The sequence below is a fragment of the Pontiella desulfatans genome (genome assembly GCF_900890425.1).
In the GTDB taxonomy this organism is placed as follows: Bacteria; Verrucomicrobiota; Kiritimatiellia; order Kiritimatiellales; family Pontiellaceae; genus Pontiella; species Pontiella desulfatans.
Map to the genome: position 1 here is coordinate 895,560 of NZ_CAAHFG010000003.1, position 18,039 is coordinate 913,598.

The following is an 18,039-nucleotide window of genomic DNA, read 5'->3' on the forward strand; positions in this document are numbered from 1 at the left end:
AGGAGCATTTTATGAAACGTGCAACAGCCTGTTGCCTCGCGATTTTACCGATTATTTCAGTTGCTGAAATATTTCCGGCGCTGATCCCCGAAGAAAAACCGGACTATCCCGTAAGCGCGGCCGTCGCGCGTTTATACGATCAATGGAATCCGCACGAAGACCGGGGAAATGAACTCTATTCCAACTTTAAATACACCCCGGTTGAAGGGTTGGAGCGGAAGGCCACCATTTCACGTCGCGATCCCAGTAAAGTGATCTTGGTCGATGGCGTGTATCATGTCTGGTACACCTGCCGAAAAACAGCCGGCATTCCTGTCGGGAAAAAAGCAACCGAATCCATACCTTCCTTTGACTGGGACTTGTGCGATCTATGGCACGCGACGAGCTCCAATGGTTGGAACTGGGTGGAGGATGAAAAACCGGCGGTTACCCGCCTTGCAAAACCGGGCTATGGCTGGCGCTCGATCTCCACGACAGACGTGCTGATCTGGGAAGGTAAATATTATCTCTACTACCAAGGCTTTAATGAAATCCCCGGTCTGAATGCCGGTGATCGCGCGGCGGTAACCGTGGCCGAAGCGGATTCACCTAACGGTCCCTGGAAACCACTGGGTAAAGTGGTGGTTGATTTCGGTAAGGAAGGCGAATGGGATTCCGACGCTATACACGATCCCTATCCAATCATCTACAAGGGAAAGATCTACCTCTACTATAAGGGTTCGCCACAAAAAGGCGGCCGCGACGGAACGCTCATCCGTGCGCAGGGTGTGGCTATTGCGGAGCATCCGCTGGGTCCATTTAAAAAGTCGCCGCTCAATCCGGTGATCAATTCCGGCCACGAAACCTGCATGTTTCCGTTCAAGGACGGAGTCGCGGCCATCGTGAGTCTCGATGGCGCTGAAAAGAACACGGTTCAGTATGCACCGGACGGCATCAATTTTGAGGTGAAGTCGCTCATCCAGATTCCGCCGGTTGCGCCGGGGCCGTTCTGCTACGACGCGTTTGCGGGCAATGGTGACGGGCGTGGCATCAGCTGGGGACTTTGTCATATTATGGACAAGGAGAGCGGGAACAATAATTCCATCCTCGCCCGCTTCGACTGCGACCTTTCGCTCGATGTCGACCGCCAATATTTCAAGCGCAACAACCTGCGTTTTAACGATGAAACCTATTTCCAGAAGAGCACCAAAATGAACGGTTGGTTAAGTACGCAGATTGAAGGAGGTGCAAAATGAGATCGCTGATTTTACCTATGCTGATGGTTGCAGGCGTCGTGGTGGCCGAGACGAAACCTTTCCCGGCGGTAATCCCTAATGAGAAGCCGGACTTCCCGATCAGTGCGGCCATGGAGCGGCTGTACGACGAATGGAATCCCCATGAAGACCGGGCCAATGAGCTCTATTCCAATTTTAAGTATACCGAACTGAATTTTAAGCGGGAAAAGAACGTCAGCCGCCGGGATCCAACCAAGGTGATCAAGGTCGATGGGATTTATCATGTCTGGTACACAGGCCGCCGTACCGAGTGCCCGCCGGTCGGATTGAAAAAGATGACTGAAACACAACCGGGTACAGACTGGGATTTGGCGGATATCTGGCATGCCACCAGTTCGAATGGAATCGACTGGGTGGAGGATGCTGCACCCGCCGTACGGCGTCCGCCGAAGCCGGAGCAGGGGCATCGTTCCATCTGCACACCGGGTATTCTGGTCTGGGAAGGAAAATATTATCTCTATTTTCAGGCCTATAACCAGGTAGGCGGTCAGGAATACTGCCCGGTCCGCGTGGCCTATGCGGATTCCCCGAACGGACCATGGACGCATCATCCGGCAAACGTGGTGGAACCGAGCCCGGAAGGAACCTGGGGCAATATTAAAATCAACGATCCCTGTCCTGTGGTGCACAACGGCCGCATTCTGATCTATTACAAAGGTGCGCCGATTGAGCGCGGACCGGAATATGTGCTGCGTATGCAAGGTGTTTCTTTTTGTGATAATCCACTCGGTCCGTTTGAAGCTTCGACGCTTAATCCGGTAATCAATTCGGGGCATGAAACCTGCATGTTTGCCTGGAAAGACGGCGTGGCTGCGCTCGTGGCGTTGGACGGTCCGGAAAAAAATACGATCCAGTGGTCGCCGGACGGAGAAAACTTCAAGGTGATGTCGATGATCCAGGTTCCGCCGGTCGCACCGGGGCCGTATTGCCCGACGACGTTTGAAGGCAAAGGGGATGGCCGCGGATTTACGTGGGGGCTCTGCCATATCAATCCCGATGGTGGCGGTGCGGCCAATGAATCCATTCTGGCGCGTTTCGATTGTGACCTTTCGCTGGACCATGATGTGCCGGTTTTTAAACGCAATAACCTGCGCTTTAACGAGCAGACCTATTTGCAGCAGGGCGTTCGACTTGCGCCGAACGTAAAGGCGCAGATCGATGCAAGCCGCAAGCGACTGGACAAGGAGACTATCCGATGAAGCGACTGTTGATGTTATTTATGTGCGCCGTATCCATCTCTTTCGCTGAAGAACACCAGAGTGCGGCAACGAAACGGCAGAATGGGATTAACAGTCAGAACGAACTGTATACCCGCTTCCGCTATAAGCCGATCAAAGGGCTGGGCTATGAGCCCGGTATAAACCGACGCGATCCGAGTTCCATTATCAAGGTCGATGGAAAATATTATGTCTGGTACACACGCAACCAGAGCACAACCTCAAAATGGCTGGATGCCGATATTTGGTATGCCACCAGTCCGGATGGGATAAACTGGAAAGAGCAGGGGCCGGCGGTAAAGCGTGGCCCCGAGGGCGCCTATGATGATTACAGCGTGTTCACCTGCAACATCCTGGTCGCCGAGGGAAAATATTATCTCTGCTATCAGGCCGAAACCAAAACCCATGATCCGGCAACTAAAACAGGTTGCGGCATTAACGTCGTCGGTATGGCCAAAGCCGATTCCCCGGATGGACCGTGGACCTATGCCCACGAGGGACTTTTGCTGACTCCGGAGATCGATGATTCGAACGCCTGGGATCATCTGTTTGTGGCGAACCCCCGCATCGAGTATTTCAACGGAAAATGGTTCATATATTACAAGGGGAAGGGGCTCGCCAGCACCAAGACTCTTAACGGGGTGGCCACCTCGGATAACCTCCTTGGGCCCTACACCAAGTATTCAGGCAATCCTCTGATGGGCGGCCATTCCGCGAATCTGGTGAAATACAAGAACGGCCTGATCTATATGAACTACCACAAGCATGCGTTCTACTGGACCGAAGACGGCTTCACGTTCACGCTCATCAAACGGTTTGGAAAGGGAACCGGAATGGCTGAAGAGTTGAACTGGTCGAGTTTCTGGCAGCCCAACAACCCCCTTCATGGCGGCGACCCGCCCAGGCCCTATGCAGCAGAGCTGTGGGGCGTGAGCTCCCGGTGGGCCTACCCGTCGGAGGGCTATCGCAAGGCCGTTGTAAACGCCGGTTGAAAAGTGCACCGGGCGGCGGGGCGGTCTAAAAGTGTAACACTCCAACTAAAACTTCCGGATTTCCGGACGGATCGGGCAACGTGGTTGCCTAACCGTTTCGGAACCGGGAGGTAAAGGAGTGTACATAGACATGCAATGGTGGACCGATATCAGACGAAAGGTGCTTGTTGAAGGCGTCAGCAAGCGACAGGTTAAGGCCGAGTACAGGATTCACACCAAGACGCTGGAGAAGATTCTGGCGCACCCCAAGCCTCCGGGATACCGGATGGCCCAGCCGAGGCCGAAGCCCATGATCGGGCCGTTTCTCGGTCGGATCGACGAGATTCTCCGGCAGGACCGGGAGTTGCCAAAAAAGCAACGGCATACGGCCAAGCGGATTTTTGATCGCCTGAAAGAGGAAGGATACACCGGCGGGTATACGCAGGTGAAAGATGCCGTGCGCAACGCCCGGGTGCGTCTGAAGGATGTCTACATTCCGCTGGCCCATCGGCCCGGAGAGGCGCAGATGGATTTCGGCTATGCCCTCGCTAAAATAAACGGCCAGCTTCGGAAGGTCGCATTTTTTGTGATGAGCCTGCCGTATTCGGATGCGGTTTATGTGCAGGCCTACGAAAAGATCTGCACGGAGGTTTTCTGGGATGGGCATGTGAGGGCCTTCACCTTTTTCGATGGCGTACCCTGCCGTATCAGCTACGACAACGAGCGGGTGATGGTGGCCAAGGTGATGAAGCGCCACCAACGCAAGCTCACCGACGGGTTCCTCCAGCTCCAGAGCCACTATCTGTTCAAGGAACACTTCTGCAACGTGGCCCGAGGTAACGAAAAGGGCGTGGTCGAATCGATGGTGCGCTATACTCGTTCCAACTTCATGGTTCCGGTGCCGGAGGTTCGTAGCTTTGATGAGCTCAACCGCATGCTTGAAGAGCGTTGCCGGGAGGAGCTTGGGCGTAAACTGCGGGGCAAGGACGGAACGAAGGGGCAGTTGCTGGCCGATGAGCGTGGCCGTTTTATTGATCTGCCGGTCGTGCCGTTCGAGTCCTGCCGGGTGCGAACCTGCACCGCCAGCTCCTTGTCGCTCGTGCGTTTCGACGGCAACGATTATTCGGTGCCCGTGCGCTACGCCCACTACGAAACGGTGGTCAAGGGCTATATCGACCGGATTGTGGTCTGCCGGGGCGATGAATGCATCGCCGAACATCCCCGGTTGTGGGGCAAGGCCGGCGTCCATTTCAACCCCGTGCACTATCTCGCACTGCTCGAACGCAAGCCCGGCGGGCTCGACCACGCCCGGCCATTGGAAGACTGGAAACTGCCATCCTGCTTTCGGGATCTGCGCAGCAGGCTGGAGGCCGATCTCGATGGCGAAGGAACCCGGGAGTACATCAAGGTGCTGCGTCTGCTCGAAAAGCATTCACCCAAGGAACTGGCCCGGGCCGTTGAGCAGGGGCTGCGTTGCGGGGCCTCCTCCCGAGACGCCATTGCCCAGTTCCTCATTCCCCGGCCGGAATGGCGATGCACCCGGTTCAACCTGGATGGACACGAGCATCTACGCCACGTGCAGGTCGCCAGCGCAGATGTGGCCGATTACAATCGCCTGCTCGGACAGGAGGTGGGCGCATGAGTGCACAGACCTCGTCACACGTACTGCTGGAGCACTACCTCAAAACGCTCAAGCTGCCGAGTATCCTGCGGGAGCACCGCAAGATGGCCTCGGTCTGCCAGGCCGAAGGGGCCGACTACTCGACCTACCTGCTGCGGCTCATCGAACAGGAGATTCATGACCGGGAACAACGGGCCGCCGAACGCCGGCTCAAGTCCGCCCGTTTCCCCGTCGTGAAAACCCTCGATAGCTTCCGGTTCGAGGAGCAGCCATCGATCAACCAGCCGCTAGTGCGGGAGCTTGCCCACGGCGAGTTTATCAAGGAGCGGGAGAACGTATTGCTGATCGGCAACAGCGGAACCGGAAAAACCCACCTCGCCACCGCCTTGGCGTTCGCCGCCTGCCAGATGGGCTTCAAGGTGCGGTTCTTCGGCGTCACCGCCCTGGTCACGCAGTTGCTCGAACGCCGGGAGGAAAGGCAGCTTGACCGGTTCTTCAAGCAACTCGAGCGCTCCGACCTGCTCGTTCTCGATGAACTCGGCTACGTTCCGTTCTCCAAGCTGGGGGCTGAACTGCTTTTCGAAGTCGTCAGCCGGGCCTACGAACGCACCAGCCTCGTGGTGACCACGAACCTGCCCTTCGAATCATGGACGGAGGTGCTGGGCTCCCAGCGGCTTACCGGAGCCTTGCTCGACCGCCTGACCCACCGGGTCCATATCCTCGAGGCCAATGGTGAAAGCTTCAGGTTGCAGGACTCATTGCGCCGCCGGGGACAGCGGCAGAAAACAAAGAAACCGTAGGAGCAATTGACACCCGCAAGGAAGCGGGGTAATTAACGAAAAAGTGTTACACTTTTGGGCCGCCGCCCGGTGCACTTTTCAACCGGCGTTTACAGGATAAAAAACCAAAGAAATGGTGGAGGCGTTCCGATGGCAGCATGATGCCGGTAGCCACCGTGCTGCCGGGAACAGCCGATCATAACATGCGCGAAGCGGGCGCTTCCTGGAAATACCTGCGCGATCCGGCCAATTATGATTTTCGCCCGAAAGCCGGTTCGCCGCTTGTTGATGCCGGTGCAGCAGTAAAGAAAAGCGAAATTCCCAGCCCGGTTTTAAATTTTCCCGGTTTAAAATTTGAGGGCGCGGCACCCGATATCGGGGCTTACGAATCCAATGCGAAGCGCTACTGGATTCCCGGCCGACGGCAAGGCGTTGCAACCACACCTGTCCCGCAAGACGGCGCAGAGAATGTTCCTCTGGATGCCGACCTGATGTTTCTCGAGGCTTATAAATGTACCAGGCACAGAGTAATGTTCGGAACACGTTCATCAAACCTGAAGCAGATAGCGGCGTTTAAAGATTTAAGCAGCAACGTTGCGACGCCCCAAAAACTGGAAAAAAACACGCAGTATTTTTGGCGGGTCGATGCGCTGGATTCAAGCGGTCGGATGATTGAAGGGCCGGTGTGGCAGTTTACAACCGGGAAATAAAATATGTTAAAAAAGCGGGTGGTATTTGTTCTAACGTCCTTGATTGTCGTATGCACGCAAGCTGCAAAGCGGCCGAACATTATTTTTATCCTGTCCGATGATGCGGGATTTGAAGAGTTCGGCATCTATGATGTGAAGAAGGGCGAAAAGTCGAATACGCCGAATATAGATAAGCTGGGCGAGCGGGGCGTGGCGTTTGCGCATTGCTGGGGGCAGGCGATTTGCGGTCCTTCGCGGGCCATGCTAATTTCCGGTAACTATGCCGTAAACAACGGGGCCTACGATAACAAGCTGGCCTTTCTACCCGGAATGAAAGGCCGAATTGGAACGAATAGGGAAAATCGTCCGCATTTTACACGTATTCTGAAAGACGCCGGTTATAAAGTCGCGGTGAGCGGGAAATGGCACAACCCGGGCGGTTACATGGTGTTGCAGGATGCGGAAGCTCTGGGTCTGGATGCCTACTGTGTCTGGGATGCTTCGCCGGAACCCTTTGAAGAACGGCTGGGCCACAAACTGGTTCCGGATCAAGACTGGGAAATCGCGGCGATTTCCGGTGAACCGAAAATTTCCAGATATTGGAAACCGGGTATTATTCAGGACGACAAGGTTATGCCGACCACGATGGCGGATTATGGTCCGGATATCTTCAACGGCTACGTGCTCGATTTTATTGAGGCGAATGCCGAGGGCGAGCAACCGTTTCTGATGTATTACACGCAGGTGCTGCCGCACGGCGCGCACTGTCCAACACCCGATCTGGTCGCGCAGGGGGAGCCGGTCACCAATGAAAGTTTTAAGAAGGGAACCGAAAAGGGCGCGAAGATGTTTCATGCTCAGGTCAACTATGCCGATAAACTGGTGGGTAAGGTCGTTGCCAAAGTGGAGGAAATGGGCATCGCGGATAACACCATCATACTCTATGCCTCCGACAACGGCACCACCTCGTCCGCCAAGGGCAAAGGCGTCGAGTACGGCGTGCATGTGCCGTTTATGGTGGCGGGCGCTGGGATTAAACAGCGAGGCATGACCACGGAGCTGATGGATTTTACCGATGTGCTGCCAACGTTGGCTGATTTTGCGGGCGCGACCATTCCTGAAAAATACAACATAGATGGATCCAGCCTGAAGCCGTTCCTGACCGGCGAGTCAGAAACCACCAAGCCGGCGATCTATTCGTTTCCGGGGCCGACGCGGTTGGTGCGGACGAAGGAGTTTATGCTCGAAGCGGTCTGTCCGCTTTATGATCAGCCGCAGGGCCGGTTTTATAAAACCAACGAATCCTGGGATGGGCGCGGGTATGAAAATATTACGCATAATCCTGAGTTCGCCGATGAACGAAAAAAGTTTGATCGTTTGTTGCAGGTCCATCCAACCCAACTGCCCGACTCCTGGGATGATCCGCTCTGGAAAGATGAATCGGTGCGGAAAGGGTTTAAGTTTTACACCAATCCGAAAATGAAAGAACGGCATCTGCAACTGCCGATGGCCTATCGCTTCTACGATCCTTCATTCTAAATAAAAATGCATGCATGGGATAATTCCCGTGCGGAAGGACGTTTCTTGTTTGAAAGCTAAACGTTTGGAGCAGCATGAAGAACTTTTTTTGGATCGGGGCGGTAATGGTCCCGCTGTTTTGCGGAGCCGCAAAATGGCGGGTGAACCCGCAGAATGTGAATGAAATCATCGCGAAGGCCCGAGCGGGCGATACCGTTTATTTCGAGGCGGGCCGCTATGCGGATCCGGTTGAGTTTGAAAAGCTGAAGGGAAAACCGGATGCTCCGATTACCATCACTGCAGCGCCCGGTGCGGGCGTTGTTTTTGATGGAACCGACGAACTTTCCAATGATTGGAAAAAGGTTACGCCGGATTCGGCGGAAGGCCAGCGCATTCAAGGGGCGCAATGGGAGCGGATTAAAACGCCGGTTTACAGCCTCAAACTCGCAGAGCCGATTCATGCCTTGTTGTATGAAGGACGATTGATGAGTGATGCGCGCTGGCCGAATGCGCGCTGGGACGATCCCTGGCGGCTGGATCGCTATATGGTATTGCGCCGGGCGGATGTCGGCAGTGAAAAGGGGCGGTTGCTGGATGGCCTGCCCACGGAAAACACCCTGGAGGAATCTGAAAAATGGATTCATTATGATCGTTCGCAGCTGACACACCGGGATGAAATGCTGGCCGATACCGGGATTAGTTTTAAAGATGCGGTCGTGCTGATGAGTCACACCTGGGGCAGTTGGGCCACGCGGGTCACCGGGCATGAAGCCGGGGATAACGTGCTGGAATATGATACCTCGTTTAACGGAAGCGGAAGTATTCAATCTGAAGCCAAAGGATTTCTGAATAACCGGATCGGCTGGGGGCGCGGCACGAAAAAGTTTGAAAAAAGCGGTCATGCCGGAATCCATTTTTCGATGTGGGGTCTGCCGGCTCTGGATATTGAAGAGGAGTGGTGGTATGACGCGCCGACAAAGACTCTCTATTTTATTCCGCCGAATGGAAAAAAGCCGGCCCCAGGCTCCGTACGCGGAAAACGACGCGACTATCTGCTGACGGCTTCGGCATGCAGCAACCTGATCATAAAAGGGTTTAAGTTTTATGGATCCGCAGCCCTGTTGAATGAGTGTACGGACAGCCGTCTGGAGGACTGTGCATTTATCACCGGCTCCTATAATAAATTTTCGGTCGCTAATTTTGATATGCCGGTAACGACGCGGATCTATAACCGCGGCTCAAAAGTCATGCATGGCAATACGCTGCTCAACTGCAGTTTTACCTATTGCGACGGTAATGCCTTTGAAGGGCGCAGCGCGGGGCTGTCGATTGATAACGTTTTAATAAAACACACGCAACAGACGACGCTGGGCCTGGATTCCCGATCCATGAGCATTAACCGGCCGTTATTGGTGCGCCGTGTGACGATTGAAGATGTCGGCGCCTCAGTGGGCATTAAAGGCGGCGGGATTGATTCGGTCTATGAGTTGAATAATATCTCCCGCTTCGGCGGTTTGCAGTATGACGGCGCCAGCCTGCAGATGGGGGGACGGGAAAAGTTTATCTACCGCTACAACTGGTCACATGATCATCCGAAACGGTCGTATCGCTTTGATGCCGGAAGTTATCCGGACTTTGCCAATGCCTTCGGCGAAATGAGTTATAATGTCGCGTGGAATACCCCTGGTGGTTTTGCGCTGAAGGGGGACGACCTGCTGTTGCATAACAACACGCTGATCGGCGGCGGATTTGAGCTGTTCAATATGAAGCGCTGGGCCAGTAAAAATGAGCGGACGGTGGTGGCGAATAATATTGTTCAATATATGTCGGCCGGAAACTATGACTGGGATAAGCCGGCCGTTAAGAAAAGTACGACCGAAAATAAATTGATTACCGATGAGGATTACTGGCTGAAGGAAACCAAGGTGCCTGATACGCATCCCACTCTGATCGGTAAAAATGGTGGCGAATTTGATGACGGGCATGCGCGGGGTCCAAAGAAATCGCCGGTGCTGGCCATCCTGAAAAATAACGTCCTCGAAGAACCATCGTCCATGCTCAGGGATCCGTCCAATCTGGACTTCCGGCCGAAAACGGGATCAGCCCTCATTGGAGGCGGAGTAAAACTCACTGAAAATGATGTGCTCTGGAAAGAGGTCCCGTTTACCGGTTCCAATGCCTGGAAAAAACGGGCGCCGAGTGTCGGGGCCTATGAAGCCGGGGCGCAGGTATATTGGATTCCCGGATATAAATTCAGCCACGCGTCGACGCCGGTTCCGCCGGATGGAACGGTGACTGCGAGGCCTGATTGCGGGTTGATGTGGCTGGGTGGATATCTGGCCGATACACACCATCTCTTTGTGGGTACATCAGCTGAAGTGGTGGAAAGGGCGGAAAAATTGGATCCGGCCTATCGGGGAAGCTTTAAAGATGAACGGAATGTATATGCCTTCAATAAGGCGTTGCCCGCAGGGACTCAGGTGTTCTGGCGGGTGGATGCCGAACGTGATGGAACGCTTGTAAAAGGACCGGTCTGGCATTTTAGCGTCAAATAGTGCGCGGTTTATGGAGTTATCTCAGTATGAAGATACAACGTAGAAAATTTATGGCCGGTCTTGGTCTGGCATCCCTGGCGATGGGGGCTTCGGGCGTTCAGGAAAAGAAGCCTAACATCCTGTTCTTTTTGGCCGATGACCAGATGTATGACACGATTCGGGCGCACGGAAACGATGAAATATTTACGCCGAACCTGGACCGGCTGGTCCAGCGCGGAATGTCATTCAGCAATTGTTACAATCCGGGCTCCTTTTCCGGCGCGGTCTGTATTGCGAGCCGCACCATGCTGAATACGGGAATGAATATCTGGCAGGCCAAACAGTATTTCAACGACTTTAAAAAGAACAAACTCAAGACCGACGATAAGCTCTGGTCGGTCTGCATGCAGCAGGCCGGTTATGATACCTATGGCGCGGGCAAGTGGCATGTGAAACCGAGTTTTGACGCCGCGTTTAAATATAAAGGAACCGAACGACCCGGCATGCCGAATCAGACGCCGGAAGGCTATGGCCGCCCCGATCCTTCCAATCCCTGGAAACCCTGGGATCCGAAATATGAAGGATTCTGGAAGGGCGGAAAACATTGGAGCGAAGTGCTGGCCGATGAGTCGGTCGGTTTTATCGAACAGGCAGCCCAATCGGATAATCCGTTTTTCATGTATCTGGCGTTCAATGCGCCGCACGATCCGCGGCAGGCTCCGAAAAAGTTTGTAGAGATGTATCCGACTGAAAAGCTGAGCGTACCGGAAAGTTTTATACCCACCTATCCCGAAGCCAATGACATCGGTATCGGCGATCAATGTCGTGATGCACAGATAGCGCCGTTTCCCCGGTCCGAAGAAGCGGCCTTACTGCATAAGCAGGAATATTATGCCCTGATCAGTCATATGGATGAACAGATCGGTAAAATTCTTGATGCGTTGGATGCCTCAGGTAAGGCTGATAATACGTACATTTTCTTTACGGCTGATCATGGACTCGCGGTCGGAGAACATGGGATGATGGGCAAACAGAATATGTATGATCATTCCATGTGTCCACCCTTCATTGTGGTGGGGCCCGATGTGAAAGCCGGCTCAAAAAATGAAACGCCGATTTATCTGCAGGATATTATGCCGACCACCCTGGAACTAGGCGGTGCGAAGGCGCAACGGCCGGTCGGGTTCAAGAGTATTGCGCCGCTGATACGCGGTCAGAATGCCGAACATTACGATGTGATCACCGGCGCGTTTTCGAGCATCAGTAAAGACAAGAAGATCAAGTTTGAACAACGTATGATTGCCGAGGGGGATTATTCCCTGATTCTCTATCCCTTGCTGGGCAGCGTGAAGCTGTTTAATACCAAGGAAGATCCGCATCAAATTGAAAATCTTGCCCTCAATGCGGAAAATAAGAGCCGCATTACGTCTCTAATAAAGAAGCTGCATTCTAAACAAAAGGATAATGGCGACCCGCTGGATCTTGCTGAATACTATGCAGGATGGTTGTAGTGGATCATCAAACTGTCCGGGGTGCGCGGGGTTTCATGATTGAATTTAAACAGGAGTGCACATGAAGAGATGGATGTTGGTGGTCATTGGTTGCGGAGTGCTTTTTCCAGCCTTTGGAAAAACGTATGATGCGAATTGGGATTCGCTGGGGAACTATGAAGTGCCCGAATGGTATCAGGATGCCAAGTTCGGAATCTGGCCGCACTGGGGCGTCTACTCGGTTCCCGCCTTCCGGGGCGACCATGCGGCGGAATGGTATGGCCGCTGGATTCATTGTGTAGAAAAAGGTGAAACCCGACTGGATAAAAAAGGGCGGGTATTAAGCGACTATTTTGAAGCGCGCGGCATGAAGACCAAGGCCTTTCATGAAAAGACCTACGGTCCGGTGAATGAGTTTGGCTATCACGATGTGATTCCGTTGTGGAAGGCGGAAAAATGGGATGCCGATGCCTGGGCGCAGCTGGCGGTCGATTCCGGCGCAAAGTTTTTCTGCATGATGGGCATGCACCACGACGGCTTTGCCCTCTATGACTCAGACCTGACCCGCTGGGATTCCGTGGAAATGGGACCGAAGCGTGATCTAGTGGGCGAGATGCGGGATGCCAGCCGCAAAAAAGGCCTGAAGTTCGGCGTCTCCAATCACTTTGCCTGGAACTATGAATTCTTCGGCTATTATCATCGCAATGGATTCGGAAAAGCACAGCCCGAACTGGCCGACTTTTATTCTGAAGGGGTGGTGGATGAAGCCTATCTGGAACGCTGGTGGGATCGCACCACCGAACTGGTGGATAAATCGGATTGTGATCTCTACTACTTTGACTGGGGCTGGAATAAACCCGAATGGCGAGATGGGAACTACCACGCAAAATTTGCCGCTTACCTGTACAACAAAGGCATCGAAACCGGGAAGGGAACCTTCGGTTCGCCGGGCATGGTGCTGTGTTCCAAACGTAATGATATTCCAACCCACGCCGGGGTTCGCGATCTGGAGCGGCGGCAGATGTCGGACATCCAGAAAGATGTTTGGCAGACCGATACCTCTATCAGCATCTATTCCTGGGGCTATTCGACGGAAGATGAATACCGCTCCGCCGACCAGTTGATCGATTCGCTGATTGATACCGTTTCCAAGAACGGTGTGATGATGCTCAACTTCGGCCCGAAGGCCGATGGCACCGTTCCGCCTGAATACAAGCAGCCTTTGCTCGACATGGGCGCATGGCTGAAGGTCTGCGGTGAAGCGATTTATTCGACGCGTCCCTATGCTTCATTTGGAGAGGGACCGGAGCTGAAGGATCAGCGCGCTCAGCACGATCATCATACGGTCTATACCGGCGAACATATCCGTTTTACGCGGAATAAAGAGAATACGGTGCTCTACGCGACCGCCCTGGATTGGCCTGGCGATCGTATGCTGATTAAATCGCTGGCTGACGTTGAGCTGTCGACGATCAAATCGGTACGACTGCTGGGTGTTGAAGGAGAGTTGAAGTGGAAGCAGACTGCTCAGGGGCTGGAAATTAACCTGCCGGATCAGCCGACCTATGGTATGGCCTATCCCGTGCGGATTGAATTTGAAGGGGTGTTGCCGTGAGGCAGATAAAGCCTGGGCTGATTTGGTGCATCATTGCAATACATTGCACCGCGCATGCCAATGAAGCGCCGGTCATTAAAAAATTCTTCGTGGCTAAACAGCTGCAGGGCGAGCAGGGCATTGAACAGATCATTCTGCGTGGCTCGGCGGAAGATGCCGAGGATGGCCCAAGACTGACTTACAGCTATCGGATTGTTTCCGGCGGTGGTAAACTGGAGCCGGTAAAGCGGTATTCAATTTATCATCCGGAAGGTAATGGATTGGCGGTCTTCGAGCTAACCGTTACAGATTCTGCCGGAGCGGTTTCAAAAGCGACCGCGGAATATCAGGTCGGCGCACTGGATCCCGCAAAACTGTATACCGATAAAGCAACCTGGATGGCGGCCCTGGCCCCGAAATCAAGAAAACAGCCGACCTTTGCTTTTGTGGAGTGCGATCCGGATCTTCCGAACGTGCTGCTGATCGGCGATTCCATCTCCATTGGCTACACGCCATATGTTCGCGCAGCATTGAAAGGTCAATGCAACGTGTATCGCATTCCGGAAAACGGGGGCGATTCGAAGAAGGCATTGAATCAGTTTGATTATTGGATGGGGCAGCGAATGTGGGATGTAATCCATTTTAATACGGGGCTGCACGATATGAAACGCATCGTGAATAATCAGCTCGATATTTCGGGCGAACCCGTGAACAGCCCGGAAGCCTACCGTAAAAACCTCGAAGCCTATTTCCAACGTCTGGAAACCACCGGTGCCAAGCTGATCTGGGCCAATACCACCGTGGTGCCTGAAGGGGCCGGCGGACGTGTGAAGGGCGAAGAAATGGAATATAATCAAATTGCCCGTGAGGTGCTGAAAAATCATCCGGATATTGGAATGAATGACCTCTATGCGCTTACCGCAGCCCATCCCGCCGACCAGAAACCAGCCAATGTTCATTTTGAAGCGTCGGGCATGAAACGGCAGGGCCAGCAGGTGGCCGGGAAGATCCTTGAGGCCCTGAAATAGAATATTGAGAAAATATGCGTTTCCCGACGTCTGTAGAAGTAGAATCAACCAACAGGAACGGAATGAGTAAAAGTGCATATTTTTTAATGATGGCAGCCATTGCGGCTGTGCCGGCCTTTGCGGAATACAAAGCCGACTGGAATGATCTGGCCCGGGTAAATGAATCGCCGGAATGGTTTAAAGATGCCAAATTCGGGATCTATTTCCATTGGGCGCCGTATTCGGTTCCAGCCTATGGAAATGAGCATTATCCGCGCACGATGTATGGGCATCCCTCCGGTAAAAAACCGGTTCCGAACCAGCATAAACGAAACTATATGCTGGGCGTTGGGTTCCAGACCTATCGGGAACATGATTTCCACCAGCGCACCTATGGCGAACCGAAGGACTTTGAATATCACGATCTATTCCCGAAGTTTACGGCAGAACGCTATGATGCCGAAGAGTGGGCGGAGCTGTTTGTGCAGGCCGGGGCAAAATTTGCCGGCCCGGTGGCGATGCATCATGATGGCTATGCCCTATGGGATTCCAAGGTCACGCCGTGGAATGCGAAGCAGGTGGGGCCTAAGCGCGATCTCGTCGGAGAGCTGGCGCAGGCCATTCGTAAGCGGGATATGAAATTTGTGGCCACGTTTCACCATGCCAAAGTTGGGCAGGCCGCGGCCGATGCCCCGGAAAAGGAGCAACGTCGCTGGCATTATTACGGCCGGCAGAAATACCTTGAACGCGAAGCTCCGGATCGGGTGGGTAACGATTCCGAAGAGCTGCAGAAACTCTACGGCACCATGGGCTGGGAAAATTTCTGTGAATGGTGGAATGAGATTCTCGAAGAAGTAATCGACAATTATCAGCCGGATATCATCTGGTTCGATTCCTGGCTCGACCGCCTGCCGCAGGAAAACCGCGCGCGTTTTGCCGCCTACTATTTTAATGCTGCCGAAAAATGGGGCAAAGAAGTGCTAACCACTTATAAACAGCATGACCTGCCGCAGAATGTCGGCGTGGTTGATTTTGAAAAGGGCCGACTGGATCAGCTGACGGAATATAACTGGCTGACGGACGATACAATCAGTGCCGGGCAGTGGACCAAAACCGGCAGTTGGTCCTATACCGAAGAGCTCGATATTAAGTCTGCTAAAACCATGCTGCATATGCTCATCGATATCGTTTCGAAAAACGGCAACCTGTTGCTGAATATTTCCCCGACCGCGGACGGAATTATAGACGATGCCCAGCGCCGTTCCCTGCTCGATATGGGTACGTGGCTGCGGGCCAACGGGGAAGCTATCTATGGCACCCGGCCGTTTGTGACCTTCGGGGAAGGCCCGAAGCGTATCGCATCGTCCGAGCATGGCGGGCACTTTACCCAGATGAGCGGGGACTATAATGCAGAAAACATCCGCTTCACCACCAAAGGAAATACTCTCTATGCCATCCAGCTGGGCTGGGCCGGTTCGGAAGTGGATGTGCTGATTAAAAGCCTCGCAAAAGATCTGCTCGGAAAAACAAAAATAACCGGAGTTTCCGTACTGACGTCCGATGAGAAAATTGACTGGAATGTAACCAAAGAGGGGTTGCGGGTGAAAACGCCCTTCAAAGCACCGAATAAAACCGCAGTGGTGTTCAAGATCGAAACGAAAGATGGCTGGGATACTGTGAAAACCGATGTGCCGGTGAAGAAAATGGATCCGATCTCGGTGGATGGTTAAAGTTATGTGTTTTATCCGTCAAAAAAAATGTATCCAGGGCATTTAATGAATGAGATCTAGCACCGCCATGTGCTCAAAAGTCTCATGAGGTAAAAACTAATCCAAAGGGAAGAAAATGAGTGAGTCAGTTGAGAAAACGCCAGTTGTATCCAAGGCCTTATTAGGTTCGTTTATTCTGGTAACCTGTTTATTTGCACTATGGGGATTTGCAAATGACATTACCAATCCGCTGGTCGCGGCGTTCAAGGGAGTGATGGAACTTAGCAATGCCGAAAGTACGTGGATTCAGGCTGCGTTTTACGGGGGCTACGCCACTATGGCCATTCCCGCGGCATTGTTCATTCGCAAGTTTTCCTACAAGGCGGGCATTCTGTTGGGATTGACGTTGTATGCCACCGGGGCACTGTTGTTTATTCCTGCGGCCGTGACCATGAAATTTGTCTGGTTCCCGGTTTCCCTCTATATTCTCACGTTCGGCCTCGCGTTTCTGGAAACGACAGCCAATCCGTTCATTCTGTCGATGGGCGATGAGCGTACCGCCACCCAGCGTTTGAATCTCGCACAGGCGTTCAATCCGATTGGTTCGTTGATGGGTATGGTGGTGGCGAGTAAGCTGATTCTTGCGAAGCTTTCCACTTCCCAGTTCCGCACAGATTGGATCGCAGATCATCCCGAGTCCGCGACCATGGGCGCGGCGGAGCTCAATGAAAAGGTGGCCGCGGCCTACGCGGCGTTTAAGGCCGCACAACCCGACGTGTTCGCCGCGAATCAAGTTGCCGATGTCGCGATCATTCGTAACCCTTATGCCATTCTCGGTGTCGTGGTTTTGATTATGTTCGTTGTCTTTGTTTTCAAGAAGTTTCCTGCAGCGGAGCATAAGGGCGAGCAACTGCATCCGATTGAAACCGCAAGGCGTCTCTTCTCCACCAACCGCTGGTGGGAGGGCGTCATTGCACAGACCTTCTATGTGGCCGCTCAGATCACCTGCTGGACGTTTGTAATTCAATACGCGATGGAAAATGTTCCGGGCATGACGCTCGAAAAGGCGCAGAATTACAACATTGGCGCTATGGTACTCTTTCTCGTCAGCCGCTTCATTTGCACTTTCTTGCTGAAATATCTCTCGGCCGGCAAGTTGCTCATGCAACTCGCGGCTCTCGCTGGCGTGCTGATGCTCTGCACCATCTTCCTGCAAAACTATGCGGGTCTGCTCTGCCTTATCGGTATTTCCGGCTGCATGTCGCTCATGTTCCCGACCATTTACGGCATCGCGCTGGACGGACTCGGCGAAGACGCGAAATTGGGTTCCGCCGGTCTCGTATTCGCGATCGTCGGTGGCGCAGCGATGCCTCTGGCCATGGGAAAAATTATGGATGGTGACGGCATCGGTATGCTCAACGCGGTGAGCACCTCGTTCTTTATGCCGTTCGTTTCGTTTGTGATCATCGCGATCTTCGGCTTCCGGACCTACACCGTTCATCACCGGAAATAAGACCTATACGCATCTTTCCCGAGTTGTCGGCATCGTTCGAATTTATTCTTTTATGTAAAAGGAGTTCTGCCCAAGGCAGGGCTCCTTTTTTCTTATCTGGAGATAAAGCATTTCGGTGTGAGA

General features: G+C 53.4%; 13 protein-coding genes. All 13 read left to right on the forward strand.

The window, feature by feature from the left end; genetic code table 11:
* Positions 1-11 precede the first annotated feature (11 nt).
* The 13 genes from E9954_RS24415 (at position 12) to fucP (ending at position 17,916) form a co-directional block, all read left to right on the forward strand.
* Positions 12-1,235 (forward strand): glycoside hydrolase family 117 protein, encoded by a 1,224-nt coding sequence (locus E9954_RS24415; RefSeq protein ID WP_136081891.1) that lies wholly within the window; start codon positions 12-14, stop codon positions 1,233-1,235.
* On the forward strand, positions 1,232-2,473 hold the full coding sequence (locus E9954_RS24420; RefSeq protein WP_136081892.1) for a glycoside hydrolase family 117 protein: 1,242 nt from the start codon (positions 1,232-1,234) through the stop codon (positions 2,471-2,473). Before E9954_RS24415 ends, E9954_RS24420 begins: the two co-directional genes overlap by 4 nt.
* On the forward strand, positions 2,470-3,483 hold the full coding sequence (locus tag E9954_RS24425) for a family 43 glycosylhydrolase (RefSeq protein WP_136081893.1): 1,014 nt from the start codon (positions 2,470-2,472) through the stop codon (positions 3,481-3,483). The genes E9954_RS24420 and E9954_RS24425 overlap by 4 nt, the downstream gene beginning before the upstream one ends.
* Positions 3,484-3,613: 130 nt before the next feature.
* Positions 3,614-5,104, forward strand: a complete 1,491-nt coding sequence (gene istA, locus E9954_RS24430) for an IS21 family transposase (RefSeq protein ID WP_136078865.1) — start codon at positions 3,614-3,616, stop codon at positions 5,102-5,104.
* The gene (gene istB, locus E9954_RS24435; RefSeq protein WP_136078866.1) at positions 5,101-5,883 is read left to right on the forward strand and encodes an IS21-like element helper ATPase IstB; all 783 of its coding nucleotides are present in this window, start codon (positions 5,101-5,103) and stop codon (positions 5,881-5,883) included. Before istA ends, istB begins: the two co-directional genes overlap by 4 nt.
* Positions 5,884-6,020: 137 nt before the next feature.
* Entirely contained in the window at positions 6,021-6,572 is a 552-nt protein-coding gene (locus tag E9954_RS24440) for a hypothetical protein (RefSeq protein ID WP_136081894.1), read from the forward strand.
* Between the two features lie 3 nt (positions 6,573-6,575).
* Positions 6,576-8,090: a sulfatase-like hydrolase/transferase gene (locus tag E9954_RS24445; RefSeq protein WP_136081895.1), complete on the forward strand. Its 1,515-nt coding sequence runs from the start codon at positions 6,576-6,578 to the stop codon at positions 8,088-8,090.
* Between the two features lie 74 nt (positions 8,091-8,164).
* Positions 8,165-10,624 (forward strand): hypothetical protein, encoded by a 2,460-nt coding sequence (locus E9954_RS24450; protein WP_136081896.1) that lies wholly within the window; start codon positions 8,165-8,167, stop codon positions 10,622-10,624.
* Positions 10,625-10,650: 26 nt separating this feature from the next.
* On the forward strand, positions 10,651-12,114 hold the full coding sequence (locus E9954_RS24455) for a sulfatase-like hydrolase/transferase (RefSeq protein WP_222847300.1): 1,464 nt from the start codon (positions 10,651-10,653) through the stop codon (positions 12,112-12,114).
* Positions 12,115-12,175: 61 nt separating this feature from the next.
* Complete coding sequence (locus tag E9954_RS24460; RefSeq protein WP_136081897.1) at positions 12,176-13,708, forward strand: alpha-L-fucosidase; 1,533 nt, start codon at positions 12,176-12,178, stop codon at positions 13,706-13,708.
* Positions 13,705-14,715 carry an SGNH/GDSL hydrolase family protein gene (locus E9954_RS24465; RefSeq protein ID WP_136081898.1) on the forward strand — a complete coding sequence of 337 codons (1,011 nt, stop codon included), beginning with the start codon at positions 13,705-13,707 and terminating at the stop codon, positions 14,713-14,715. Before E9954_RS24460 ends, E9954_RS24465 begins: the two co-directional genes overlap by 4 nt.
* Before the next feature lie 62 nt (positions 14,716-14,777).
* Positions 14,778-16,424 carry an alpha-L-fucosidase gene (locus E9954_RS24470; RefSeq protein WP_222847301.1) on the forward strand — a complete coding sequence of 549 codons (1,647 nt, stop codon included), beginning with the start codon at positions 14,778-14,780 and terminating at the stop codon, positions 16,422-16,424.
* Positions 16,425-16,539: 115 nt separating this feature from the next.
* A complete protein-coding gene (gene fucP / locus E9954_RS24475; RefSeq protein ID WP_136081899.1) occupies positions 16,540-17,916 on the forward strand; it encodes an L-fucose:H+ symporter permease in 1,377 nt (458 codons plus the stop codon).
* The last annotated feature ends 123 nt before the right edge of the window (positions 17,917-18,039 follow it).